General features: G+C 46.3%; 21 protein-coding genes. 4 read left to right on the top strand and 17 right to left on the bottom strand.

Annotation, left to right across the window (positions count from 1 at the left end):
- Window positions 1–4: 4 nt before the first annotated feature.
- The 5 genes from uvrA to coaE all read right to left on the bottom strand — a co-directional run bounded on the left by uvrA (window position 5) and on the right by coaE (window position 6,514).
- Window positions 5–2,818, bottom strand: a complete 2,814-nt coding sequence (gene uvrA / locus NTZ10_01835) for an excinuclease ABC subunit UvrA (GenBank protein MCX5748975.1) — start codon at window positions 2,816–2,818, stop codon at window positions 5–7.
- Window positions 2,819–2,904: 86 nt separating this feature from the next.
- Window positions 2,905–3,627, bottom strand: a complete 723-nt coding sequence (locus NTZ10_01830) for a phosphatase (protein ID MCX5748974.1) — start codon at window positions 3,625–3,627, stop codon at window positions 2,905–2,907.
- Entirely contained in the window at window positions 3,624–4,361 is a 738-nt protein-coding gene (locus NTZ10_01825; GenBank protein MCX5748973.1) for a YebC/PmpR family DNA-binding transcriptional regulator, read from the bottom strand. The genes NTZ10_01830 and NTZ10_01825 overlap by 4 nt, the downstream gene beginning before the upstream one ends.
- An 11-nt stretch (window positions 4,362–4,372) precedes the next feature.
- Window positions 4,373–5,845 carry a glycogen synthase GlgA gene (glgA, locus tag NTZ10_01820; GenBank protein ID MCX5748972.1) on the bottom strand — a complete coding sequence of 491 codons (1,473 nt, stop codon included), beginning with the start codon at window positions 5,843–5,845 and terminating at the stop codon, window positions 4,373–4,375.
- A 75-nt stretch (window positions 5,846–5,920) separates the two neighbouring features.
- The gene (coaE, locus tag NTZ10_01815) at window positions 5,921–6,514 is read right to left on the bottom strand and encodes a dephospho-CoA kinase (GenBank protein ID MCX5748971.1); all 594 of its coding nucleotides are present in this window, start codon (window positions 6,512–6,514) and stop codon (window positions 5,921–5,923) included.
- Between the two features lie 45 nt (window positions 6,515–6,559).
- Here coaE and rpmE point away from each other — a divergent pair, with 45 nt between their 5' ends.
- Genes rpmE through prmC form a run of 3 tightly spaced genes read left to right on the top strand, consistent with a single transcriptional unit; the run spans window position 6,560 to window position 8,794 of the window.
- Window positions 6,560–6,817, top strand: coding sequence for a 50S ribosomal protein L31 (gene rpmE / locus NTZ10_01810; protein ID MCX5748970.1), 258 nt, complete (start codon window positions 6,560–6,562; stop codon window positions 6,815–6,817).
- Window positions 6,818–6,845: 28 nt separating this feature from the next.
- Window positions 6,846–7,898, top strand: a complete 1,053-nt coding sequence (gene prfA, locus NTZ10_01805) for a peptide chain release factor 1 (protein MCX5748969.1) — start codon at window positions 6,846–6,848, stop codon at window positions 7,896–7,898.
- Window positions 7,895–8,794 carry a peptide chain release factor N(5)-glutamine methyltransferase gene (gene prmC / locus NTZ10_01800; protein MCX5748968.1) on the top strand — a complete coding sequence of 300 codons (900 nt, stop codon included), beginning with the start codon at window positions 7,895–7,897 and terminating at the stop codon, window positions 8,792–8,794. Before prfA ends, prmC begins: the two co-directional genes overlap by 4 nt.
- Here the strand turns inward: prmC and NTZ10_01795 are convergent.
- From NTZ10_01795 to pyrR, 5 genes are all read right to left on the bottom strand, one after another.
- Window positions 8,791–9,171, bottom strand: a complete 381-nt coding sequence (locus NTZ10_01795; protein ID MCX5748967.1) for an OsmC family protein — start codon at window positions 9,169–9,171, stop codon at window positions 8,791–8,793. The two genes, prmC and NTZ10_01795, sit on opposite strands and share 4 nt — an antisense overlap.
- A 21-nt stretch (window positions 9,172–9,192) precedes the next feature.
- On the bottom strand, window positions 9,193–10,389 hold the full coding sequence (rmuC, locus tag NTZ10_01790) for a DNA recombination protein RmuC (protein ID MCX5748966.1): 1,197 nt from the start codon (window positions 10,387–10,389) through the stop codon (window positions 9,193–9,195).
- A gap of 62 nt (window positions 10,390–10,451) precedes the next feature.
- Window positions 10,452–13,253, bottom strand: a complete 2,802-nt coding sequence (locus tag NTZ10_01785; protein ID MCX5748965.1) for a PD-(D/E)XK nuclease family protein — start codon at window positions 13,251–13,253, stop codon at window positions 10,452–10,454.
- A complete protein-coding gene (locus NTZ10_01780; protein ID MCX5748964.1) occupies window positions 13,246–16,260 on the bottom strand; it encodes a UvrD-helicase domain-containing protein in 3,015 nt (1,004 codons plus the stop codon). Before NTZ10_01780 ends, NTZ10_01785 begins: the two co-directional genes overlap by 8 nt.
- A gap of 13 nt (window positions 16,261–16,273) precedes the next feature.
- Window positions 16,274–16,804, bottom strand: coding sequence for a bifunctional pyr operon transcriptional regulator/uracil phosphoribosyltransferase PyrR (gene pyrR / locus NTZ10_01775; protein ID MCX5748963.1), 531 nt, complete (start codon window positions 16,802–16,804; stop codon window positions 16,274–16,276).
- A 42-nt stretch (window positions 16,805–16,846) separates the two neighbouring features.
- On the opposite strand from pyrR, the gene tadA reads away from it, so the two are divergent.
- Window positions 16,847–17,323, top strand: a complete 477-nt coding sequence (tadA, locus tag NTZ10_01770) for a tRNA adenosine(34) deaminase TadA (GenBank protein MCX5748962.1) — start codon at window positions 16,847–16,849, stop codon at window positions 17,321–17,323.
- Between the two features lie 42 nt (window positions 17,324–17,365).
- On the opposite strand, the gene NTZ10_01765 is transcribed toward tadA, so the two are convergent.
- The 7 genes from NTZ10_01765 to trxB form a co-directional block, all read right to left on the bottom strand.
- A complete protein-coding gene (locus tag NTZ10_01765; GenBank protein ID MCX5748961.1) occupies window positions 17,366–18,136 on the bottom strand; it encodes a hypothetical protein in 771 nt (256 codons plus the stop codon).
- Between the two features lie 119 nt (window positions 18,137–18,255).
- On the bottom strand, window positions 18,256–19,704 hold the full coding sequence (locus NTZ10_01760; GenBank protein MCX5748960.1) for an alpha-amylase family glycosyl hydrolase: 1,449 nt from the start codon (window positions 19,702–19,704) through the stop codon (window positions 18,256–18,258).
- A gap of 92 nt (window positions 19,705–19,796) precedes the next feature.
- Window positions 19,797–21,347, bottom strand: coding sequence for a hypothetical protein (locus NTZ10_01755; protein ID MCX5748959.1), 1,551 nt, complete (start codon window positions 21,345–21,347; stop codon window positions 19,797–19,799).
- Window positions 21,348–21,763: 416 nt separating this feature from the next.
- Window positions 21,764–24,493 carry a DNA polymerase I gene (gene polA, locus NTZ10_01750; GenBank protein MCX5748958.1) on the bottom strand — a complete coding sequence of 910 codons (2,730 nt, stop codon included), beginning with the start codon at window positions 24,491–24,493 and terminating at the stop codon, window positions 21,764–21,766.
- Window positions 24,477–25,076 carry a translation elongation factor Ts gene (gene tsf, locus NTZ10_01745; protein ID MCX5748957.1) on the bottom strand — a complete coding sequence of 200 codons (600 nt, stop codon included), beginning with the start codon at window positions 25,074–25,076 and terminating at the stop codon, window positions 24,477–24,479. The genes polA and tsf overlap by 17 nt, the downstream gene beginning before the upstream one ends.
- A gap of 14 nt (window positions 25,077–25,090) precedes the next feature.
- The gene (gene rpsB / locus NTZ10_01740) at window positions 25,091–25,915 is read right to left on the bottom strand and encodes a 30S ribosomal protein S2 (GenBank protein ID MCX5748956.1); all 825 of its coding nucleotides are present in this window, start codon (window positions 25,913–25,915) and stop codon (window positions 25,091–25,093) included.
- A gap of 22 nt (window positions 25,916–25,937) precedes the next feature.
- Complete coding sequence (trxB, locus tag NTZ10_01735; GenBank protein MCX5748955.1) at window positions 25,938–26,909, bottom strand: thioredoxin-disulfide reductase; 972 nt, start codon at window positions 26,907–26,909, stop codon at window positions 25,938–25,940.
- Window position 26,910 lies beyond the last annotated feature (1 nt).

Raw genomic sequence — 26,910 nt, 5'->3', positions numbered from 1 at the left:
GCTATCAGCCGAAATATTTCTTAAGAAAATGTCCCGTAAAGCTTTTTCTGTTCCCGGCCAGTTCTTCCGGGGTCCCTTTCCCTATTATATATCCTCCATTATGGCCTCCTTCGGGCCCTAAATCAATAATATAATCCGAAACTTTGATAACGTCAAGGTTGTGCTCGATGACGAGGACAGTATTGCCGGCGTCCGTAAGTTTTCCGAGGACCTCCAGAAGTTTCTTTACATCCTCAAAATGCAGCCCTGTAGTCGGTTCGTCCAATATATACAAGGTCTTTCCGGTGCTCCTGTGGGAGAGTTCCGTCGAAAGTTTCACTCTCTGCGCTTCTCCTCCGGAAAGGGTCGTCGCGGACTGCCCGAGATGGATATAGTTAAGTCCGACTTCGCTCAGTACCTTGAGCTTGTTTTTTATGTGCGGAACTTTATCAAAAAGCTGCAGGGCCTCTTCCACGGTCATGTCCAGGACTTCCGCGATATTCTTACCCTTGTACCTTATATCGAGGGTCTCCTTGTTATATCTCATGCCTTTGCACTCATCGCACCGCACGTACACGTCGGGCAGGAAATGCATCTCTATCTTAATAAGTCCCCCTCCGCCACAGGTCTCGCACCTGCCGCCCTTTACATTGAAAGAGAACCTTCCTTTCTGATAACCCCTCACTTTTGCTTCGCTGCTCAGCGCGAAGATGTCCCTTATGTGGTCAAAAGCCTTTGTGTAAGTCGCGGGGTTGGACCTCGGCGTTCGGCCTATCGGCGACTGATCGATTATGATCACCTTGTCGATATTTTCATCGCCTTTTATCTCTTCATGCTCGCCCGGTTTTGCTGCGGACCTGTAGAACTTTTTTGCCAGCGCGGTGTAAAGGACATCGTTCACCAGCGAACTTTTACCGGACCCCGAGACTCCCGTTACGCAGATGAACTTTCCCAGAGGAAGATCGACCGTTATGTCCTTAAGATTATTGTGTTTTGCTCCCTTTACGGTCAGATATTTTCCGTTGCCTGCCCTTCTTTCCCGCGGGATATCGATCTTTGATCTTCCGCTTAAATAATCGCCTGTTATCGAATTTTCAGAGTGGATGACCTTATTTAAAGATCCGGCCACGACGACTTTTCCTCCGTGTATTCCCGCTCCGGGCCCGATATCTATGATATGGTCAGATGACCTTATTATTTCTTCGTCATGCTCCACGACTATCACTGTATTGCCCAGGTCACGGAGTTTTTCAAGCGTTGCTATCAGTCTCTTGTTATCCCTCTGGTGAAGCCCGATGCTCGGCTCGTCAAGAATGTAGAGGACTCCTACGAGACCGGAACCTATCTGAGTTGCAAGGCGGGTCCTCTGTGCTTCCCCGCCGGAAAGCGTCCATGTCTCCCTGTTCATCGAAAGGTAGTTCAATCCCACATCAAGAAGAAATTTCAGCCTGAGCTTTATTTCTTTCAAAATCTGCCTTGAAATTATCTTCTCGTTTTCCGTAAGCTTCAGGCTGTCAATGAACGCAGTGAGCGCTTCGACATCCATGGCGCTTACCTGCGCGATATTCTTATCTTGGATCTTAATAGAGAGACTTTCAGGTTTCAGCCGCTCGCCTTTGCATTTCGTGCACGGGACAGGGCTCATGAACCTGTGGAGGTGGAACCTTACATGCTCAGACTGCGTGGTCGTGTATCTGCGCCGCAGCAGATTTATTATCCCTTCATATACGTCATCATACTCCCCGAAACCTCTTTTCCATTCATACCTGTAATGGATCGGCTCCTCGCTCCCGTAAAGCACTATATTCAACTGGGCTTTCGATAACTTATTTATGGGAGTGTCTAGGCTGAACTTATATTCCCTCGCCAGCGCAAGAAGCTGGTGCGCGTAATAAGGCGACGGCTTTTTTATCGGCGCGATCGCGCCTTCGTTTATTGAAAGATGCTTGTCAGGGATTATCAGGTCCGGATCGAATTCAAGCGATGAACCGAGCCCCGTGCACTGAGGGCAGGCCCCGTATGGGGTGTTGAAAGAAAATATCCTCGGGCTGATCTCTTCAAGGCCTGTACCGCATGAAGGGCAGTTGAATTTTTCGCTGTATACCTGTGACAAGCCCTTCTCGTTGACGACACCGACAAGCCCCTTGCCGAACTTCAGAGCGGTCTCGACTGAATCAAACACCCTTTTGCGGTTCTCCGGAAGTATCTTTATCCTGTCGATCACGATCTCGATATTATGCTTTCTGTTCTTGTCGAGCTTTATCTTTTCTTCGAGCTCTAATATCTTTCCGTCCACCCTCACCCGCACAAATCCGTCCTTTGAAACAGACTCGAACACGTCCCTGTATTCACCTTTTCTTCCTGATACGACAGGAGCAAGTATCTGCAGTTTTTCTCCGGCCCGGGAAGCAAATATTGAATCTACGATCTGTGAAGCGCTCTGCTTTTCTATTTTCTTCCCGCAGTTGGGGCAGAAAGGTTTCCCGATATTTGCAAACAGCAATCTCAGGTAATCATAGATCTCGGTTATCGTCCCGACAGTAGATCTCGGGTTCCTGCTCGGGGATCTCTGCTCAATAGAGATAGACGGTGAAAGGCCGTCTATTGAATCGACATCCGGTTTCTGCATCTGCTCGAGGAACTGCCTTGCATATGCGGAAAGTGATTCAACGTACCTTCTCTGGCCTTCGGCGTATATCGTGTCGAAAGCAAGCGAAGATTTGCCGGAACCGGAAAGCCCGGTTATCACTACAAGTTTCCCGCGTGGTATCACTACATCTATATTCTTGAGATTGTGTGTCCTCGCGCCCTTGATGATTATGTTCTGTTCGGATGGCATACGATATATATTATACTATATTATATATAGTCGGCTCGACTTAACAGTGCAGTGCCTGAATTCGCTTAGTGTCCGGTTATGAATGATCAATTCTGCTGTTTACCCAAGACAAACTTTTCTATCATCTTTTCCGAAGTATTGACAATATCTTGAAGATTTAGCCCCGCTTCCTTTGCCAATTGGACCGCCTTATCGAACTCCGCCAGGTGAGCCAGGCAGTGCGCGTCGCTGCTGAAGCAGACCTTCCATCCGATCTTCTTGACGGCTTTGGCGAACCTGATGCAGGGCTCCCAGCTCCCCTGTCTTATTATTCCGGAGAAACTGCTGTTGTTTATCTCGATAAGCACCCCGTTCTTTTTGCATTCTTCCACCACCGCCTCTATATCCGTTTCGAACTGCGGGTTTCCCGGATGCCCTATCATGTTCACTTTAGGGTTCCTGACCGCTTTGATAAGCGCTTCCGTATTTTTTTTCTTATCGCTCCCGTCATAACCGAGATTTATATGGAACGAGACTATCACCAGTTCCAGATCTTTTAAGAACTCATGTGCGAGATCAAGGTTCCCTTCACTGTCCATGATGTTCGCCTCGATGCCTTTCAGTACCCTGACGCCGTTTATCTTTTCGGGAAGCGAATGCAGATTGGCAAAATGATATGGGTGCGGGGCCCCTCCCATCGCAGGGCCGTGGTCTGTCATGCCAATATATTTTAGGCCTTTTTTCTTCGCTTTAGCGGCATATTCATAGATGGTGTTATAAGCGTGTCCCGAAGAGACGGTGTGGATATGAAGGTCGGCTATTAATTTCATCCGATAGCCCCGTCCTCTATTTCGAAATTCGAGTAGACGTTCTGGACGTCATCGTGCTCCTCAAGCGCATCGACGAGCTTGAGAAGTTTCCTCGCCTCATCACCCGCGACTTTGATCGTCGAATTGGGGACAAGAGTTATCTCGCTCGAGATGAACTCGTATCCTTTGGCTCTCAGGGCGTTAAGGACAGCTTCGTAATTCTCCGGTTTTGTTTTTATCTCTATCGCGGCATCCTCATCGTTGATATCTTCCGCTCCCGCCTCTATCGCGTCGGTCATGAGGTTTTCCGCGTTAACTTTGCTTTTATCCGCGGTTATGACCCCGCACCTTGTGAACTGCCATGAAACGCATCCCGCTTTCCCCATGTTGCCGCCGTGCTTTGAAAATATGAACTGCACTTCACCGAGCGTCCTGTTCTTGTTGTCCGTCATCACATCGACTATCACCGCGGAACCGGCAGGCCCGTATCCCTCATAAGTAAATTCTTCAATGGTACTGCCTTCGCCTCCGCCCGCGCCTTTCGCTATGGCCCTTTCAATATTATCTTTAGGCATATTGGCTGCCTTGGCTTTGTCCACTACAAGACGCAGCCGCGCGTTGCTCGCGGGGTCTCCCCCTCCGGTCTTTGCTGCCACAGTGACCTCTCTCGCGAGTTTTGAGAATATTTTTCCTCTGGTCGCGTCGGTCTTTGCCTTTGCCCTTTTGATGGTCGACCATTTAGAATGTCCGGACATGGCTTTCCTCCTTAATGATTTTTGACGGAAAGGTTCTCGATCGCTTTTTTATAGAGGTTTATGTAGTTTTTTGCCGATGAATCCCAGGAAAAATCGTACTTCATTATTTTTTTGACCAGGGATGTCCATTTCTTTTTATCGGACACGTATAACGACACGGCCCTTTTGACAGCGTCAAACAGGCCGTCACAAGAATAATCCGCGAACACAAACCCGCTGCCCTCTTCGGTCAACGGATCATAATCGATAACGGTATCCGCCAGGCCTCCGGTTTTTCTGACTATGGGGACCGTCCCGTACTTGAAGCTTATAAGCTGTCCCAGGCCGCAGGGCTCGTAACTGGAAGGCATCAGGAACATATCAGAGCCCGCATATATGGGCGGCGCCGCGGCGCTGTCAAAACCGATATTGGCAGAGACTTTTCCCTGATATTTTTTAGCAAAGGCCAGGAATTGCTTTTCGTATTTCGGCTCGCCTGTTCCCAGCAGTACGAACTGCACGGGCAGGGACATCATCTTTGTAAATATCCCGCTTAACAGGTCAAAACCTTTCTGGTCTGCCATCCTGGTCACCATGCCTATGACAGCAGGACCGTTCTCGTTTTTCAGTCCCAGATTTTTTCTGAGGGCTGCTTTGTCCGACGCTTTTCCCCTGAGATTTGAAGATGAATAATTGCTCGTGATGTCCTTGTCTTTTTCGGGGTCCCAGACCTCATAATCGATACCGTTCACTATGCCGTAGATATCGTCTTTCCTTGACCTGATCAGCCCGTCAAGTCCGCAGCCGAATTCCGGCAGCGCGATTTCTTTTGAATATGTCTCACTGACCGTGCCGATCACGTCCGCGTAGACGAGGCCTGCTTTCGCGAAACAGAGGTTTCCCCAGAATTCCAGAAGATCCGGTGTGAAATATTCCCATCCCAGTCCGGTCAGCGGCATCTTGTCGGCCGCGAAAAGGCCGAGGTATCCCATATTATGGATGGTATAGACCGTCGCTATCGTATTGAAGAACGGGTCTTTGGCATATATCGTCTTAATAAAAGCCGCGACAAAAGCCGACTGCCAGTCGTTGCAGTGGACCACATTAGGTTCCCATCCCATTGATTTAAGCGATATGAGAACGGCTTTGCAGAAAAACAGGAACCTTTCGGCATTATCAGGATAATCCTTCCCGTTCTCCTGGTACAAACCGTCCCTGTCAAAATATTCATCACAGCCGACCAGGTACACCGTTACATCACTGCCGGGGAGTTTTGTCTCAAAAAGATCGAATTTGTATTTCTTCTGGCCGATCTCCACGCTGATATCCTTCATCAGAGGATGTGTTATAAAACCGCCTTTGTCGGTCATTTTATATTTAGGTATGATCACCCTTACGTCGTGCCCGATCTTCTTTAAAGATTTAGGAAGCGCGCCTATCACATCCGCCAGCCCGCCTGTCTTGGAAAAAGGCGCCATTTCCGATGAGACGACAAGTATCTTCATTCAAGCCTCCATTTGTATTTTAACATATTGAACTTCGCTACTCAGTATTATTACGACCGTAATTAAAGAGCGGCTTCAGCCTGGGATAATCTTTTTGAGGGCTTCTTTCGTCTTTTTGATGAGATTTCCGGCACTTGAATCGTTCCTGATCACGACATCAGCTTTTTTAATATAATCCTTATCGCTCCTTTGAGCCCTCATGCGGGAAAGCGCCTGCGTCCTGGACATCTTCTTCATAAGCCGTGCCAGCCTTTTACCCTTACCGGAGACGACGGCTATTATCTTGTCCATGCTGCCGGCAAGCCCTATCTCTTCGAGCACAGCCGCGTTGACCACGACAGTTCTATTTTGTATTTTTGAGATCCGGCGTTCGATCTCTTTTTTTATCAAGGGATGGGTGATCCTTTCAAGCTTTTTCAGCATACGCCTGTCACCGAAAACAATACCACCCAGCTTTTTTCTGTCGATCTGCGCTCCTCGGCAAATGTCTTTTCCAGGGAAGGCATTAATGACTTTTTTAAATGCCGGGGAGCCTCTTTTCAACAACTTATGGCCCACCAGGTCCGCGTCGATAACACCGCAGCCCATGGACCTCAACGCTCTGCATGCCAGGCTTTTACCCGAAGCTATCGGGCCGGTCACCCCTATTATCAATTTTTTGTTCTTCATGACAGTTTATTGATATTATACACTCTGCCGTGATATAATTTCGATATGAAAGAAAAAATCCACCCTAAATACCATGCCGTGCTGGTCAAGTGCGCCTGCGGCGCGCAGTACGAGATCGGCTCCACAAAAGAAAGCATCCGCGTGGACATCTGCAGCGCCTGCCACCCTCTTTTCACCGGGAAACAGAAACTGCTTGATACCGAAGGAAGGGTGGACAAATTCAAGAAGAAATATGCGGCTAAAGAACTTACTCCGAAAAAGAAGAAGATAAGAACCCCGAAAAAAGATAAAAAAAAGAAGTAGCAGGTCTCCTGCTGCGTAGAATACTCCCATGAGCTTTGTTGTCAAACTGACAAAATTCGAAGACCGCTACAAAGAGCTTGAATCCCTCTTGTCGCATCCCGACACCCTGGCGGACAGGGAAAAGATCCAGAAATTCAGCAAGGAGTTCTCTGACCTCAAAGAGATCGTGGATAAATACAGGCAGTATAAAGCCGCGTCAGAAGACCTCGAAGACATAAAAGACTCCAAAGATACCGAGCTTAAGGAACTTCATAAAGATCTTTCGGAAAAAATGATGTCCCTTGAAAAAGAGATAGAAGTCCTGCTCCTTCCGAAAGACCCCAACGATGAAAAGAACATTTACATGGAGATCAGGGCCGGGACCGGCGGCGAGGAAGCCGCGCTTTTCGCGGGACAGCTTTTCAGGATGTATATCAGGTATGCCGAGCGCCATAACTGGAAAGTCGACATGATGGACTCGAACCCGACGGGTCTCGGAGGCTTCAAAGAAGTCATCTTCGCGGTACTAGGCAAAGGGGCCTACAGCCGGTTGAAATACGAGAGCGGCACGCATCGTGTCCAGCGTGTCCCGGCTACGGAGGCTTCGGGCAGGATACATACCTCGGCGGCGACCGTCGCGGTGCTCCCGGAAGTCGAAGACGTCGATATTAAAATAGATGAAAAAGAAATTCGGATCGACGTTTACAGGTCCGGCGGAGCCGGCGGGCAGAATGTCAACAAAGTGAGCACGGCGATCAGGATAACGCATATGCCGACAGGCATCGTCGTACAGTGCCAGGACGAAAGAAGCCAGCACCAGAACAAGGAAAAAGCTTTCAGGTTCCTGAAAGCACGGCTTTACGAGCTTGAAGAGGCAAAAAGAAAAGACGGGATCAGCCAGATGAGAAAGATACAGGTTGGCAGCGGCGACAGGAGCGAAAAAATAAGGACTTACAATTTTCCGCAGAACAGGATCACCGACCACCGGATAGGCCTTTCTGTATTCAATATCACGGAGGTCATGGACGGAGCTATCGATGAGCTTATCGACGGTCTCACTTCTGCCGACCGCATAGCTAAACTGGAAGCATCGGTAAAATGACCTGGACCATATCTTCCATCCTTGACTGGACCACCGGGTATTTTGAGAAGAACGGTATTGAAAATCCCCACCTTGAAGCGGAGATACTTCTCTCACACTCTCTCGGCCTGAAAAGGATCGACCTGTACGTCCAGCATGAGAGGGTCCTGAAAGATGATGAACTTGCGACGTTCAAGAAGCTTATATTAAGAAGGGCAAAAAAGGAACCAACAGCATATATCACCGGTAAGAGATCTTTCATGTCCCTTGATTTTGATGTTGACTCATCGGTGCTGATTCCGAGGCCCGAGACCGAAAGGCTTGTTGAGATCACGATCGATGCTGGTAAAGACATCAAGAAGGACAGGATATGCATACTCGATATTGGAACGGGGTCAGGGGCTGTCTCGGTCAGCCTTGCATATTATCTTAAAAATTCATATATCACTGCCACGGATATCTCAAAGTCCGCGATAGAGACAGCAGCAAGGAACGCTGCAAAGCATTGCGTCTCTGACAGGATCACTTTCATCCATGACAATATTTTTGATTCAAAATATAAGGGAGACAAGTTCGACATCATCGTCTCAAACCCGCCGTATATCCCGAGCGGCGAAATAAAAAACCTGCAGGCGGAGATCGCCAACTATGAGCCGGTCCAGGCACTTGACGGCGGAGCCGATGGGATGGATTTCTACAGGAATATCTTTGCAAAGACCCACGTTTATCTTTTCCCGTCAGGGTATCTGATAATCGAAGCCGGTATCGGCCAGTCCTCGAAGATCGTTAAGATGATAGATGACAGCGTCGAATTTGAAACTCCCAAAGTGTTCGAAGACCACAATGGCATAGAAAGGGTCATCGTTTCCAGAAAAACAGGAGCGGAAGCCCTGAGCGGGACTATACAGAGAACCTAAAGCAGGACAGTCTCCACTGCAGGCTCGTTATCAAGGGTGTTCAATACCGGGCAGTTTTTTATGAACTCCATCATGGCCGTCTTTTGAAGATCGCTCAGCACCGCTCCGTTCAGGTCGATTGACATCTTTATTTTTTTGAAATATGAAGGGAAACCTTTGGCCAGTTCAGCTTCCAGATCAAGAGTGAACATATCCATCCTGATGTTAGCGGACTGCGCGTATTTTCTTATGTAGAATCCGGTGCATGATCCCAGCGCCGCGAGAAGCGTCTCAAGAGGTTCAATGGCTTTCCCCTCGGCATCTATCTTTATCTCGCCGTGCTCGGACTTTGCCGTGAACACCATACCGCCGTTGTTCTTAACTTTGACTTTGTACATCTTACAGCTCCCTCTCCTTATTTAGTTCTCCGGCTCCCCTATCATCGGAGCTTCATCGGCCGCCGGCATCGTCTGCACCCTTTTGAGTTTGGATTCGATCGTCCTTGATTTCCTGGCAGCATCATCTATCGTGTTCGTTGCTTCCTCAAGTTTTTTCTTTGTCTTGTCAAGGATATCCCCGAACTTGCCGAACTCCACGATGACGGCGGATAATATCTTCCAGACTTCGCTCGCGCGTTTTTCTATTGCCAGTGTCCTGAAACCCATCTGCAGGCTGTTTAGTAACGCGTAGATCGTGGTCGGGCCGGAGATGATGACCCTGTAGTCTCTTTGAAGTATCTCAGCCAGCCCGGGTCTCCTCAAGACTTCCGCATACAGGCCTTCGAACGGCAGGAACATTATACCGAAATCAGTAGTGTTGGGTGGATTTATATATTTCTCCCTGATATCCTTTGCTTCCGATTTTATCCGTATTTCAAGCGCCCTGCCAAGCTCTTCGATCAACGCGATATCTCCCCTATCCTGCGCGTCGACCAGTTTTTCGTAATCTTCTTTCGGAAACTTCGAGTCTATAGGCAGCCAGATATGGTCTTTTTCTTTGCCGGGAAGCTTGACGGCGAACTCCACTCTTTCGCTGCTTCCTTTCTTGGTCGCGACGTTCTTTTCATATTGTTCGGGGCTGAGGACCTCTTCAAGCAATTTTTCAAGCTGCATCTCCCCCCATGTCCCACGGGATTTAATATTTGTCAGTACTTTTTTAAGATCGCCCACCCCGATCGCCAGGTTCTGCATCTCGCCGAGGCCCTTGTGGACCATCTCGAGCCGTTCGCTGACGAATTTGAACGATTCGCCGAGCCTTTTTTCAAGAGTCGACTGCAGCTTTTCATCCACCGTCTCTCTCATCTTTTCAAGCTTCTTGCTGTTGTCATCCTGGAGAAGTTTCAATCTCTCTTCTATCGTCTCCCTCATCTTGTCAAGACGGTCCGTATTTATCGATGTGAGTTTTGTAAGCTGATTGAAAAGCTCATCTCTTAAATTTTTGGCGCCGGCCCCGGATTCTTCCCTGTTCTTTGAGATCTCATCCTTCACTGCCCTTTCAACCCTTTCCTGCCCTTTTTCAAGTATTTGAAGATCTTGAGGTTTGGATTGTTTTAAAAAGATCAGGCCAATGGCAATTATCAACAACAAAATTACTATAATTAATAATATCTCGATCATTTCTTCTCCAATTTATAATATTCTATCACAATGCACGAGCGACTAGTCACTGGCGATATCTCCTATCTGCACATATAAAAATAGGGGCACCTGTCGCATTGTTTTTCGTCTTCATCATCTGCCATGAAGTTTACATCCGGATCAATTATCTCGTTCAATATCTTCTTAAGAAGACCGATATAAACTGTCAGCAGGTGTTGTTTCCTGTCTTCAGCTTCATCTTTCCATAGAGGTTTGATTTCCGTTGTCTTTATACCGTACAAAGCAGCGTTCATTTTGCTGAACTTTAGCTCTTTTTCTGCAAGATGAAGATAGATCGGCAACTGAAAAGATTTAATGATCTTCTTTATGGTCTTTCTGTCGGACAGATTGAGCAGCGACCCGTCATTTTTCGATGGCAACTTTTCTATATCCCCTGTTTTATAATCAATGACCAATATAGTCCCGTCCTCAAGCTCATCTATCCGGTCGATCTTCGCGGTGAAATTGAAATCGCCTATCAGACCGTCGACTTTTTCTTCGAGACAGATAATTTTCCGGATATTCCTGTCTTTCTCGAACGCCAGGAACGAATCAAGCTTGTTCTTTACCAGTTCTTTAAGCAGGAACGAATCCGACGCCATCCTTTTTGAAAAGAACGCTTCAAATTCTTTATTGAACAAAGTGAAAAGCTTTTTTCTGAAATCCGCGTTAATATCGGGTTTACTTCCTTTGACGTCCTTGTACGCGCTTTCAAGCAATTCGTGGATGAAATTCCCTATATCCGAAGCCTCGATATCCGACAGCAGGCTTTCTTTCTCTCTCAACCCGAGCACATATCTGAAATAGAATTGCTTCGGGCAATCCATATAAGTGTTCACGGATGAATGTGAAAAAACCTGCCCTTTTAAACGCTTTAATATTTCAGGCGTCTTTCCGGCTTCTTGTTTGGAACTGCTATATGAAGAAGGGATTATTACTTTTTTGACCTTGATGATATCCAGTTTCCTTTCTTTTTTCTCCCTCTGCCAGATAAGCTCTTCTATGAACCTGCTCCTTGTGCTTTTATCGTCGTTTTTATATATTAAATGAACATTCTCCGCACTGGATATCAATCTCATGAACTGGTAACGCTCGATCTCTTCTTCCCTCAGGATCCTGGAAAGCCCTAAGCCCAGCATTACTTCTCTCGGGATAAGCGGCTGGCTAAGGCCTGTGCTTGGCAAAACGCCTTCGTTCACGTCCAGCACTATCACCTCATCAAAATTAAGGCAGTGCGTCTTGTAAAGTCCGAGTACCTGCAATCCTTTAAGAGGGGTCCCTGAAAAATCCACTTTCTTGCTCCCCATAATGTCTTCAAATATCTTAAATATCTCTGATTTTTCAAAGTGCTCCTCGGCAAATGAACAGTTTTTCAGCATATCAGCGCAATCGAACAGCTTCTGAGCTACAGAATAATTGAGCGGATAACATCCGAGGATGCTTGACCGGCCCATAATCTCAGTGAATTCATGCAGGCATGCCGCGAACTGCGAAGGGGTTAAGATCTTTTCCCATTTTTTGAATAATATTTCATGGAGCTCCTTAAGCGCCGATCTCAAGTCTTCTATCTTGATATCCGGGTCATCTATCATCCCGTTGACCAGGGAAAGGATCTTGTTATCGTTTAACACTTCCTTAAGGTCAATAAAAAGACTGCCCGATACCTTGGACCTTTCAAAACCCTTCAGACTTTCTTCTATCTTATGGACAAGTATCCTTGAATGCTCCCTTTTTGAAAGAAGTTTAATGTTCTTTGCCAGCGGGTGCATCATCACTGCCAGGTAATGTTTTGAATAATATTTGTTATTTTTTGCGGTAAGCTGGGCCTCAAATATCATCTTAAGAAGCACATATAAGGAGCTTCTCTTCAGCGGATAACCCACAGAAACATTAAAATCCTTGACAGATGACGATATCTCCGATAGCAGTGGCAGAGAAGACGAAGCATCGGGAAGGACTACCACGGCTGAATCCTGTTTTTTTATGCCGCCCAGTATCTGTCCTGCGACCGCTGCTTCGCTGTGGCTGTCGTGCGCGCTGTAAATATTCAGCCCGGGATCTTTTGCGTCTTTATGACCGGCTGAAATACTGACATTAAAATATCTGGCGTTTTCCTTCAGCACCGGCCAGGAAGCTTCCTCCCCCTGGAACAGCAATACAGCCTTGTCTTTCTCATGCAGGCGTTTTATTATCTGCTTTTCTGTTCTCTGAAGATAAAAGAAATTACAGAACAATATCTTTTCATATTCAGGAAGGTCTTCTTCTGCGATCATTTTCTGGGCTTTCAGATACTGATATCCTCTTGAATATGACTTTGTCTCTTCCATTTTCTTATGCAACAGATCGCGGACCTTATTTATGTTCAGCAACAGACTGTTTATTGTTTCTGGTATTTCATAACCGATAGCCGCGCTTTTTTCAACAGCCGAAAGCGCTTCGGGTTTGATATCCTCCAGATCAAGGTGCTGTATAAATGAGTAGATCTCTCTCGCCCACGGGAAAAAGCTTGAGAATGATGCCCTTCCTTTTAGCAATGAAGGATCTATGTCCTCTATTAACCTGTATATGATGTAGGCTGCCTCCGTCGAAGATATCCTTGAGAACTTTTCTCTTTTAAGCAGCAGATGCTCCACGAACTCGTCCATCACAAAAGCTTTTGGCGGAAAGAAATTATTCTTTATCTTATAAGCAAGCTCCCGGTTAAGGAAAAGAGAGGGCCGTTTGTTAGTATAAATACAGGCGATCCTGCTGAGATCCATTGACGGGCCGAAGTTATCGATAATAAAATCGGCTGTTCTTGCGATAAAGTTATCGCTGAGGGCGAATGTTCTTACATTATCCATGGATCTCCTCGATGTCAGTTGTATCCAGATAGACCAGAAAGCCCCTGACCTTGGACTTTCTGAATATTCCTTTGATCAATCCCATATAATTTGTCAGTTGCGTCACATATTCTTCGTGGTTATCTTTTGAGCTTTTATAATCCACGACTATCGCCTCATCTTTTTTCGCTATCAACCGGTCTATCCTGAAAAGCCGTCCTTCTGACGTAATAACTTCTTGTTCAGTAAAGATCTCTCCGTCCGCCGCAAAGAAAAAAGCAGCCGCTTTCTTATCATTTATCAGCTTTTCAACCGCGGTCCTGACATGCTCCAGATCGTGTTTCAAATATTTTGATCCGGCCTTCAGGAATGCCGCATTGATCTCGGCCTCAACATCTTTTCCTTTTAGACTTCTTATAAAGGAAAGGACCAGATGCGCCATGTCTCCCGCGATCTTTTTCTCCCTGTCAATGACTTTTGATTCTTTGATATGTTCGTCATCTTCAAGAAGGGATATCACATCTCTGTATCTTGATGTTTTGATCTCAACCGGTTCCTCCGAAGGAATATCAGATGGATATTTTTTTGCCGTACCGCTTTCAAACTTTTCTGGCAGCAGACATCTGACCGGATTCATTGCGTTCCCCGATCTTGGCGGGACAAAGACATACAGCTCGTTCTTTGCCCTGGTCAAAGCGACATAAACATTGTTCAACTCATCAATAAAGGCTCTTTTGTATTCCTGCAGATAGATCTCTTTTAGTTTATTTGAGTAGTTATTGTATTTTTCTTTTAACCTGACGATAGAAAGCCTGCCCCCGCCCTCTATCACGGCACCCGATCTTCCTCTTCCGGTGACCTTCACATCCATCCGCAGGTACGGCAGGATGACCGCCCCGAAACCTAACCCCTTGGCTTTGTGAACTGTCATGACCTTCACTGAATCTGAACCGGCCGCGTTTACGAACAGGTCATCTTTTGTCTCATCAAAATACTTGATGAAACTTTCAACGTTCTGTATGTCCTCCTCTTTATCTTTTATTACTTCAAGAAGCTTCATGAAAAAGCCCTGCTGACCGGGGAAATTCTCCATAACTCGGAATGAACCGATCGTCCTGATCATGTATTCATATAGCGGAACAAACTCTATTGAATTGAAGAACTCTTCGATCAAAGATCCCCAGATCTCTGCATATTTGCTTTTGAATTCTTTGTATAGATATCTTTCGCGGGCTTTTCCCCTGTCCCACCCTATTATGAAAGATTCGATCTCTTTTGCATCAATACCGGATATTTTGAGAAAGATCGATCCTGTTATGAATGAGCCGAAAGCAAGATTGTCCACGGGTGAGGTCAAGAACTTCAAAAAAGATATTACTTCTTTTATCAGCGCGTTCTCCCTGATGCTCAAGGTAAGGAATGATTCCACCGGAATACTCTCTTTCAGGAGCCAGGATGTGACGATCTGGACATCATCATTATCACGGCACAATATGGCAATATCATTAAGATCCGACCTCGTTTGAAGATCTTTGACCGCTGCAATGACCTTTTGCTCGATTATTTCTGACGAGTCCTGATCATCTTTATCGTCTACTGCTTCGACAGTTACTTTCCCGTATAAATTGCCTTCAAGATATTGCTGCTTTGAATTTTTATACAATTCGAGCATATCTGCGGCAAACTCATTGACATCCTCATTTTTCTCGGATAATTTTGAAATAAACGAGTTCAGGTTTTCATCCGAAAAGATCATATTGTTGAAATCGACTATCTCCTTCTGGCTGCGGTAATTCATATTTATGGTCTGCACTGAACCCTCAAAATTGTTCAGCTGTTCCTTTGCCTGGCCAAAAAGCACGGGCGCCGCCCCCCTGAACCTGTAAATTGACTGCTTTTTATCCCCGACATAAAATAGAGTGCCCCCTGTTGAAAGAGCTTCTTCTATCATCGGATAAAGATTGTTCCATTGCAGAAAGCTGGTGTCCTGGAACTCATCAAGAAGAAAATGCCTGTATCTTGTGGCAAGCCGCCAGTAAAGCTCAGGAACATCTATCATCTCCTTTATTTGAAGAGCCTTGCTGTTCAGCTCTTCAAGGAACATTACATCCTGGGCCCTTGCGGCCTTTTCAAAATCTTTCATCACAAGGCCATAGATATCCACGTAGCAGTTGAATGTCGAGAACGCTTCTGTTTCGCACAGATCGCACAGGCTCTTTTTGATCTTTGACCAGAGCTCATCAACACCCTCTGATACTTCAAACCCTTTATTGACCGGGATCTCGTTCCTTTTGAAATAATCGGAAACATCTTCGATCGAAAAGCCTGTCTTTGATCTATCAATGAATTTATTAAGGCTAGCGATAAAGTTCTTGTTCACTCCTTTAAGATCTTTTGACGCGAGTTTCGCTATCAGAGAAAAGGTCTTTTTCTTTATTTGCCTTACATCTTCTTTTGTCTCATATTTATTAAAACCCATTCCGTATATATTTGAATCGAAATACATGGACCTTAAGATCGCCAGGATATCCTCTCTCGGGAACCAGCTTGTTTTGTTCTCAATAAATATATAATGATCGAGGAAATTGCTAAACACCTTGCTGACCTCTTTATCCGCTCCCGAAGAATCGATGAGATCATCAAGGCTGTACGAAAGATAATCGATATGGTCCTTACGGACCTCAAAATCAGCCGTCAGTCCTGCCCTGAAAGCACAAGCTGAAATTATCGTATTAACAAAACTGTCTATAGTCTGCACCTGGAAATAATTGTAATTGTGGACGAGAGCGTCCAGCGACTGTAGTGAACTATCCGTATTCTTAATAGCTATCTCTTTCATAAAGCGCATGATCCGGCCCTTCATCTCACTGGCGGCCTTATTTGTAAAAGTGATGGCCAGGATACTCCTGAACGAGTTATCCTGATCTTGATTATTTTTATCTGTCAGAAGATCGATATATCTTTTCGCGAGGGCAAATGTTTTTCCGGTGCCGGCAGAGGCTTCTACCACGAAGACTTGTTTTGTCATGTTAGGAGGGTCTCTATTTTACGGTCACTTTGTCTGTTCCGTTATTTTCAGCAAGATACACTTTGACGTCATCATCAGGAGTGGTGGATATCTTCTTTCCGCAGAAGTCGCTCTGTATCGGGAGCTCGCGGTTGCCGCGGTCGATCAGAACTGCAAGCTGGACCCTGGAAGGCCTTCCGTAATCGTTCAGGTTGTCGAGGGCGGCACGCACGGTCCTCCCGTGGAAAAGCACATCATCGACGAGGATAACGGTCTTCTTGTCCACAGAGAATAGGATATCTGATTTTTTCGGTGTTATATTCTTCCCTTTTACCATGAGATCGTCCCTGTAAAAAGACACGTCGATCCCGCCAACGTCGATGTTTTCACCCGCTGCACTTTTAATGATATTGGCAATCCTCTTCGCAAGCGGGTAGCCGCCTTCAAGAATCCCCACGAAAACGATGTTCTTGGCGCCTTTGTTCTTTTCGATTATCTCATGCGCTATTTTTTTGACGGCTCTTGCTATATCCGGGCCGTCCATTATTATCTTTTCTTTTGCCATTTGTGCCTTTCATTTTAGCATAGAGAAAGGTAAAATTGAAGAATGAAACATGAACATTTTATGCGGTCTGCCATCAAAGAGGCCAACAAAGCACTTAAGACCGGCGACGTTCCCATCGGCGCAGTGGCGGTCCTCGACGGCAAGGTCATCGCAAGGGCTCACAACGAGAAAGAAAAAAGGAATGACCCGACCGCCCATGCCGAGCTTCTGTGCCTGCAAAAAGCAGTAAAAAAGATGAAAACATGGAGACTTAACAAGGTCGATCTGTACACAACGCTCGAGCCCTGCCCCATGTGCGCCGGAGCCATGGTCCTTTCAAGGATAAGGACTTTGATCTATGGCACTGCTGACCCGAAAGCCGGGGCTGCGGGAAGCATCATGAACATCTTAAAGAGCAAGCGGTTAAATCACAAGGTAAAAATTATCAAGGACGTTTGCAAAGAAGATTGCATGGATATATTAAAAGATTTCTTCAGAACGTTAAGATCTGATAAAAAGGGGCGAACTACAACTTTTTAGCCGTTAAACAGGTTTTAACAAATAAACAGATATTGCTTAATCCTAAGCCTCTTCTTTCTTTCTCAAATCGCGATCAAGAGCTTGATGCACAGGGAACATTTTCTCGATACGGTCAAGCGCGCAGGCTAAATTGCCCAAAAAATACATTCCCATATATCTGTTATCCTTCCCTTTCGTTCCGGGAGGATCGACAAGTCCCGTCCAGGCGGATAACGGAGTGTTCTTGAAAAAAACAGCTGCCAGTCCCTGGTCATGCCTGTCAACCAGCTGCATTCTCCTGACAAGGAATTTTGAAGTCGAGTTAGTGTCTGGGTTCTTGATGATCTCAAGTCTTGTCAGATTGAAATACGGTAAACAGTCTGTGCCGTGCGAAAATATATCCGCCCAGTTAAATTCCATGACCGGATGACTTAGCCCGGCATACGGAGTTATGACCATATTATATGCCCGTCCTTCGCCGGGGCTGCCAAAAAGGGAAAATGCAAGCGATATATATTTATAAGGATATTCATTCATAGCATATTTTGGCGTGTTTACCGAAGTCCTGACAGCAAGTTGAATAGGCTCGCGGGCGGCCATTTTGGCATATGCTTCCTTGCCGAGGAATTTCTGAAGGCGTGCCGCCTCCTCCACTTCGACCGGCATATTAGGATTTCTGAGATCGACTGTGCGTAAATCTCCGTAAAGCCGGGTTCTCGGAAGGATCCCGTTAGCCAGGAACCTCTTAAGATGAGCCGCGGGAAGCACGTCCATTGCCAGACGTCCGCCAATATCTATTCTTTTTGATCCAGCTTGAAAAGCATATATACTCATCGCATTTCTCCTTTATTGGAACTTATTAATTGAGCTCTTTTTGAACTCATATATCTATCGTCGGGAAATATCTGAAATTTCAGTATTTTTTAGGTGCTCTAAGAAATGCGCCGGAAGGATCAATCTTTCGGTATCAGCTGCAGGACCTGAGAACCCTTGGGCCAAAGCCCGACTTTAAGTCCGTTCGTCCTCAGATCACCGGCTGACGTCTCATGGAACAGCTGGCCGGTCATCATGTCACGCACCATGATCTTACGGCCGTCCCCAAGACCCCAGAGAAGAGGATCGACACCAAATGACCTGTAAGCTGTCCACGCGTAATCTGAATGCATATTTACCGCGACGACAGCCTTTTCGCCGTTGAACTGCCTCGCAAATGCCCTTATACCGCCGGATGTCCATCCGTCCCTTGTAGGAAGATAATCGGTTCCGCCTTGTCTGAACAGCGGCATGCGCCACAATTTGGAAAGGGCATAATTGAAAGAGGCAAGGTCACCGTCGATGTTGCCGAAATCTATAAAAGAAGTGCCTTCCCTGTCATAGCCGTATCCTCTGACCGCCTCAAGCTCCCCGTTGAATAACATCGGCACCCCGGGCATGGTCGCAATAAGCGTCGCCACCACCTTGAGCTCGGCAGGGTCAAGGTTCCTTGGTTTTTTCATTCCTTCGTCATTGCAGCGGGTATCCCTTATATCATGTCCGTCCTTGAAATGGGCCATGCAGAACGAACTTTCACCTCCATTCGAACAGATGTCGCTGAGATATCTATCGAATGTCTCCACATCTGCAAGACGTTTAAAAACATCGTATGCCTTATATACGCATCCCGGATCATAGGCCACATCGATCCCGCAAGAGATCATCTCTTTATGCATCTGAAAAGATTCCGCCACAAAACAGGCATCATTTCTTCTTTCCCTCATAAGATATATGAACTCTCTGAGGAGTTCATCCCGGAACACTTTATCCACTTCATGTTCTCTGCCCCGGTACCAATTATATTTCATTCTATTTTTTAGGAGCGCCATTGGCGCATCCATCCTCAGCCCGTCAAAGCCTAGGTTAAGCATGAAATATCCGGAGTCTATCAAATACTGTTTTAATCCCGGGGCCAGGAAATCAAATTGCGCCGTATCCTCGAACCTCCAACAATCTTTTCCCGGCACAAAAGGCTTATCTACGCTTTCATTGTTAAGGTCAGTGCCATATCTTATCCAACCGCTCGGGTATCTTAAGAACCAGTCAGAATGGCTCCTTAGTAATGCACTGCTTCTTGAAACGTGGTTCAATATGGAATCACCGATGAACCTGAACCCGTGCTTTTCATGCCCGGTATTGATCAGATCCCTTAGATCGTCCTCGGTACCATATTTTTTTTCGACTGCCAGCGGGTCCGTTAAGGCGAAGGGCGAGACCCCGTTATGGTTCTCTTGGACGCCGCATAACCAAATAGTCTTTATATTCCTTTCCGCAAGATAAGGCAATCTTCTTTTTATAGCGGTAAAACCTCCATGGTCTTTAACCATCGCCTGATATATCGGCCCTTCATGTATCCATTTGAATTGCATATAAATATATCGATTATTTATTTAAATTATTTCATCCATTTTGAGCGGAATAATGGGGCGATTACTTCGCCTGGCCCCAGCTTTTACAGATATCATTTCGGGCCTTTCTTCATCCATGCGTCCCCTAATCTGTCAACAATTACAGAGAAAAGATCGGCGTCTTTTAAAATGATTTTATTCATCTTTGCTTGATCAGTGCCAGGCAATACTTCATATTTTTTAAAGAAAATATCTATCGCGCCGATGTTTAATAATGCCACAAGCACGTCTAAAAACGGTTTTTCTTCTTTTTCGTCTGCAGGAAGAGGGATACTCCCCTTTTCCGCAATTATGCCCGCAAATACTTTACAGGCAAACTCTTTTTGCCCGTCAATATAATCCGAATACATCGGCGGGCCAAAAAGTTTTAATAAAAGTGCTTTATCCGCCACCGCCATGCACAGCAGCTCTTTTTTCCTTTTTTCTTCTGCTCTCATTACAAGAGAGAACAGGATCTGCGTCTCAAATCCTTTGAGGTCCGTTGCGCTGATCGTCTCAATCTGCTTTTCTACCGTAAGCTCCGCGACCTTATCTGTTGCGCACCATACAAAAGTATTCTCGATTCCTGTCCAGTCCCGGCTCGCATAGTCCTGTAATGCAGCTTTTATGTCAATACTATCCGGGGCGGATTTCAACCTTGCCGCTGCAGTAGTTAACTCTCCTTCTTCTCTCAATATCCCTTCAAGTATTGCAAGATTCTGCTCAGGATTTTGAAGAGTATCTATGCAGATTTCATTTATGCCCAGCCTTGGGTCAAAATGCGCAAGCTGCGGAAATATCTTTGCAGCGACCCTAAAAATACTTCCGAATCCTCTTGCCACCAGCCGTCTCACTAGCGGATCTTTATTTGCCCTCTTGATTATCGAATACAGGTCTTCCTCGTCGATCGAGCCCAGCGGATACGTCTGCGTATGCATGAACATAGGATTAAGATAAACGAGACCGTCCCATCCTATGCTCACGATTTGCCCTTCGCTTTCGACAGCTTCAGGAAATATAGTGCTTTTATCTTCTCGCATGTCGACCTGCTTTCCTCTTGCTGCGTTTAGCCAGTCCAAGTAAGGGGTTTGCCTCAGCTGTTTTCCCCTGCCTACAAGGACAGGGAATTTATGCTGTATGCAGATCTTTCTTTTACCTCCCGCATGGGACCCCATATCAATATTTATCTCTTCAACTGCCGGAGTTTGATATAATTCTGGGTCTGTCGGGATCTCCTTATAATCGCAACGCCAGCCTTGTTCCTTAAGAAGTTGGATAAATCTTGTTACCGAGTCGTCGTTAGGGTCTTCCAAACGGGAGAATACCATTTCCCCGCTTGGGAAATATCGCCAGAATTGACGCACAAGATTGATGTGATTTTGCAATGGGACAAAATCATGAAAAGAGTCGAGGTTCCCTCCTGTCACAAAGATTTTTCTATTTCGCTCGATCCCCTGGGTTGCCAGCCTTGACAGCATTTCAGTTGTGCTATCCTCTGTAGATGCCCACGAGAGATTGCTCTCGAGACTAAATCCGTACATGTTTAAAATATGCGCTCCAAGACGGGACGCCAGTAATGTATTATCAAGTTCAAGTGTCGGTTCGCCACCCTCGATATATAGCATATTGATGGGAATCTCTGCGAGATCGCCCATAATTTTTTTGACTTGTTCTCTGCTTAGAGAAAGGTTTGAACCTGCTGTAGAATCAGGGGCACATTGAGGGCAAAAGGTTGAATTGCACTTTCGTGTCATGGAAATGCTCGCAGATTCCGGGGCATAAACAAACCGGCCGTACGGATCCTGAAGACCTTTAACGATACGAAATCTTTGCCTGTCAAATTCAGTCAGTGCCCTCGCCGGGATACACCCGCTCCTCATGGAAGCGGAAATATTTCTCATTGTAAATCCCTGAATATTCATATGTTATCAATATAATCATCGTGTTTTTCCGCCAAGAATTTCACCTGTCCACATTATTTCGGTAAGGCGCTAATTAAAAGTATTTATTAAGAATCTGAGTACGAAGGACAATGGTATTTTTACTTCGCCTGGCCCCAGCTTTTCCCAACACCGATATCGACTTTGACGGGGACATCAAGAGGAACGGCCGTTGACATGAGATCCCTGACAAGCGTCTTAACTTGTTCGACTTCTTCCTTCGGGCATTCGAACACAAGCTCATCGTGGATCTGAAGTATCATTTTTGATCTGAGAGGGGCGGGTTTTAAACCCGCCCTTACATTCAGTCTATTATAGATCTTTATCATAGCCGCTTTGATTATATCGGCGGCTGTTCCCTGCACCGGTGTGTTGACAGCTATCCTCTCTTCAGCCTGCCTCTCGTTCTGGTTGTAGCTGTCGATATTCCTTAAATACCTTCTCCTGCCGAGAAGGGTCTCGACATAGCCGTTCTTTCTTGCAAAAAGAATCGTGTTGTCCATGAACGCCTTTACACCTTTATATTTGTTGAAATATTTAGAGATGTATTCTTCAGCCTCTCTGGGTTTGATGTTGAGTGTTTTCGCGAGACCGTAGGAACTCATACCGTAAACAATGCCGAAGTTTATCGTTTTCGAGAAGGTCCTCATCTCCTTTGTTACTTCTTCGAATTTGACACCAAATATGTCAGCCGCGGTAGCGGAGTGAATATCCTTGTCTTCGATAAAATCCTTTATCAGTTCCGGATCTTTACTGAGGTGCGCGAGTATGCGTAGCTCTATCTGAGAATAATCGGCGGACAGGATCATGTCCCCGTCATTTGCAGGAACAAAAGCATCCCTTATCATCTTGCCGAGGTCCGATCTTATCGGTATGTTCTGCAGGTTTGGATCGCTGCTTGAAAGGCGGCCTGTCGCCGTGATGATCTGGTTAAATGACGTGTGTATCCTTCCCGTCCTCTTGTTGACCATCTGGGGAAGCGCGTCGATATAAGTGCTCTGCAGCTTTGCGAGCTGCCTGTACTCGAGAAGTTTTTGCGCAATCTCGAAATTGCCGGCCAGGGATTCAAGGACTGACGCGTCAGTTGACTGTCCCGTCTTTGTCTTTCTGCCTTTCGGGAGCTTCAGCTTATTAAAAAGTATCTCGGCAAGCTGTTTTGGAGAGTTGATATTGAACTTCTCGCCGCAGATGGCATATATCTCTATCTCAAGGCGTTCGATCCTTTTGGAAACGTCCTTTGACAGGAAAGAAAGCTTTGCCTCGTCGATCGAGACGCCGTCCTCCTCCATCTTCACAAGGACCTCGATCAGGGGCACTTCGATATTTGAAAATATGCTGAGAAGCCCTTTTTCCGTCAGTTCTTTACGCAGCACTTCCTGGAGCCGGAATGTGATATCCGCATCGGCACAGGCATAATTTTTGAGATCTTCAATATCCGTGTTCTTGATATCCTTTGCATTGTCAGCAAGCATGAGCTCTTCATAGCTGGTCATGATCTTTCCGAAATACTTTGCTCCGAGGAACTTTAAGCCGAATTTCCCTGCAGTCGGGTCCAGAATATATGCGGCTACCATAGTGTCAAAATCTATACCGTGGACTTCTATGCCGTGACCGTTAAGGATCTCTATGTCATATTTAAGATTATGGCCGTATTTTTTTATTTCTGAGTCCGCAAATATATCCTTCAGTTTTTCTGCATTTCCAAACTTTGAAATAATACCTTCAGGGATAAAAGAAGCCTTGCATAATTTGCAGGATATTGAAATGCCTATAAGCTTGGCAGTCATTGTATCAAGTGATGTAGTCTCCGTATCAAAAGCAAATGCGCCTGCTGATCTGATCTCTCCGATAAGAGAATCGAGGTCTTTGCCGTTCTCTATCAACTTATAATCCGTATTCTCGTCGGCCTGCCTGACTTTTTCCCTGCTTTCCTGTGCGAACAAACCGATTGTCTGGTCCTTGCCGTATTTTTTCAGAAGGCTTTTGAACTCGAACTTTTCAAGGAGCGGAAACACTGAAGGCCAGTCTATTTCTTTCCTTTCAAGTTTCTTGAAATCTATGTCCAGCGGCATGTCCGTCACCAGTTCGGCCAGCCTTCTTGAAAGACGGGCGATCCCGACATTGTTTTTTATCTTGTCTTTAAGTTTACCTTCAAGAGTATCGGCGTTCTTTATTATCGACTCAAGGTCACCGAATTTTGATATCAGGGATACCGCCGTCTTTTCCCCCACCCCCGGGATTCCGGGTATGTTATCCGACGGGTCACCGGCAAGGGATTTATAATCAAGAAGGAATTTGGGTTCTATCCCGAACCTTTCTTTGACCTTAGTGCTGTCGTAAAGCATGGTCTCGGTTATGCCTTTTACCGCGGTAAGAACATTTATACTGTCATTGATGAGCTGAAAAGTGTCTTTGTCTCCCGTGACTATCACCGCTTTCATCCCGTCTTTCTCGGCCTTTTTTGCGATCGTGGCCACGATGTCGTCAGCTTCAAAACCGGCCATCTCGAATACCGGGATCGAAAACATCGAGATCAACTCCTTGATGTAAGGGAACTGCTGCCTTAACGTATCGGGAGCTTTCTGCCTCTGGGCTTTGTACTCAGAGTATTCTTTGTGCCTGAAAGTGGGTTCCGGCCTGTCAAAAGCTATCGCGATGTAATCCGGCTTGTCATCGAGAAGCCTTAAAAGCATGTTAGTAAAACCGTAAATTGCGTTTGTTGTGATGCCTGAAGCGGTCTTCATCGTGTCGGGAAGGGCGTAGAAAGCCCTGTAGACCAGAGAGTTCCCATCTATGAGGTAGATTACGGGCGTATTAGATCTTTTCTCCAACTTGATATCTTGTGAAGCGCTTTATTACTATATTCTCGCCGAACTTGGCTATCTTTTCTTTTATGAGGTCGCTTATCTTTTTATCCTGGTCCTTTATGAAAAGCTGATCTACCAGGCAGACCTCGCTGTAGAACTTTTCGATCCTGCCTTTCATCATCTTTTCTATGATATGCTCAGGCTTTCCTTCTGTCTTTGACTGGGCCTTTATTATTTCTTTTTCATGGTCCAGATGCGCCTGCGGCACGGACTCTCTTGAGACATACATCGGCGAGGCCGCGCACACCTGCATCGCGATATCCCTTGCAAGCTCTTTGAATTCAGGGTTCCTAGCGACAAAATCTGTTTCGCAGTTCAGCTCGATCATCACACCGATATTAGAATTGAGATGTATATAAGATTCGATAATGCCCTGGCAGGCCGCTCTTTCCGCTTTTTGAGCCGCTGAGGCAAGGCCTTTTTTTCTGAGATGCTCCGCCGCTTTTGCCATATCGCCCCCGGACTCTTCAAGGGCTTTTTTGCAGTCCATCATCCCACAGCCCGTTTTTTCACGCAGTTCTTTCACCATCTCGGGTGTTACAGCCATTTCCAAAGGCCTTTCTATTCGGTTTCTTTGTCGGGTATTTTGATGAAGCTTTCGATGCTGACGTCCTGCAGCTGTTCTTCCTTTTCGATCTCTATGGCCGCAGCGAGCTCTTCGGGCGTGTCCTCTATCGATATGCCGAACTCCTGCCCGGGTTCCGTTAGCTGCCTTCCGTCAAGCACCGCATCCGCGATTATCGATGTGAGGAGTTTTACCGATCTTATTGCGTCGTCGTTGGCCGGTATGGCGTGGTCCACTTCTTCCGGGTCGCTGTCGGTATCGACTATCCCTACTATCGGGATGCCCAGTTTCCTGGCCTCCTTCACGGCGATGACCTCTTTTTTTGTGTCAACGATGAAGACCACTGACGGCAGGGATGACATGTCCCTTATTCCCCCCAGCATCCTGTCCAGTTTTGCTTTTTCCTTCTGGAGCTTTGCGACCTCTTTTTTCGGGAGTTTTTCGAACATGCCGGTCGTTTCCATCTTTTCGATGTCTTTAAGGCGCGCGATATTTTTTCTGAGCGTCTTGAAATTAGTGAGCGTCCCGCCCAGCCATCTCTGGCTGACGAAGAACATGCCGCACCTTTTTGCTTCCGTCTCGATCGCTTCCTGGGCCTGTTTTTTTGTGCCGACGAAAAGCACGGTCCCTTTATCCTCGACGGTCTTCTTGATGAACTGGTATGCTTTTTCTATCAGCGGTATGGATTTATGGAGATCGATCACATGGATATCGTTCCTTGACGAAAAAATGTATGTCTTCATCTTCGGGTTCCAGAACCTTCGCTGGTGCCCGAAGTGGACGCCCGCTTCAAGCAATTGTCTCATCGTTATTACTGCCAATTATTTAGCCTCCTAGAAAAAATTATATCATGTTTTCGATATATTTTCGAGCCGAGTCGGCCGCGAGTGCACCGTCGCCGACCGCTGTCGCTATCTGCCTCAGATGTTTCCGGCAGACATCCCCGGCGGCAAATATGCCTTTGCATGACGTCATCATCCTGTCATCGACAATTACGGATCCGTCTTCCGAAATATCAACAAGGCCCCTGACAAGAGATGAATTGGGATGTTCTCCGATATAGATGAACACTCCGTCGGTCTCTATCCTCGAGGTTTTTCCCGTTATCACGTTCTTTATTTCTATAGAAGTGACCGTATCTTTTCCGTTGATCTTTTCGGGCACGCTGTCCCACACAAAATAGATCCTCGGCTCAAAAGAAGCGCGGTCCCCAAGCACCTTATCGGCCCTTAATACGCTTCTCCTGTGGATGATCCCCACCTTTGACGCGAATTTTGTCAGGAATATCGCTTCCGACACGGCCGAATTGCCTCCCCCTATCACGACAAGTTCTTTGTCCCTGTAAAAAGCGCCGTCGCAGGTCGCGCAATATGATACTCCCCTTCCCCTGAACTCGTCCTCACCGGGGATCTTCAGTTTTTTTGGTTCTGCGCCCGATGCCAATATCAGGGCCTTTGCCGAAAATATCTTATCGTTCAGACCGACTTTTTTTTGGTCGCCCTCCAGCGAAATGCCGTTCACGTCGCCCCAGATTATCTCAGTCCCGAATTTCCTGGCCTGGTCCTCGAGCCTTGACGAGAGCTCCGCTCCGGATATCCCCGAAGGAAAACCCGGATAATTTTCGATGGCCGGACAAAGAGATGCCTGGCCGCCCAGGAGGGCTTTTTCTATTAAAAGCGTCTTAAGGCCTGAACGCGAGGAATATATCGCGGCAGTGAGCCCGGCCGGCCCGCCGCCGATTATGATAACGTCGAAAGAAGGGCCTTTTCGCTCAAGGATCTCTTCTAATTGCTGTATTGACTGGACTTCTTCCATA

The sequence above is a fragment of the Candidatus Saganbacteria bacterium genome, from assembly GCA_026387835.1.
GTDB lineage: Bacteria > Margulisbacteria > WOR-1 > JAKLHX01 > JAKLHX01 > JAPLKZ01.
This window is presented reverse-complemented; position numbering and strand designations above follow the sequence as displayed.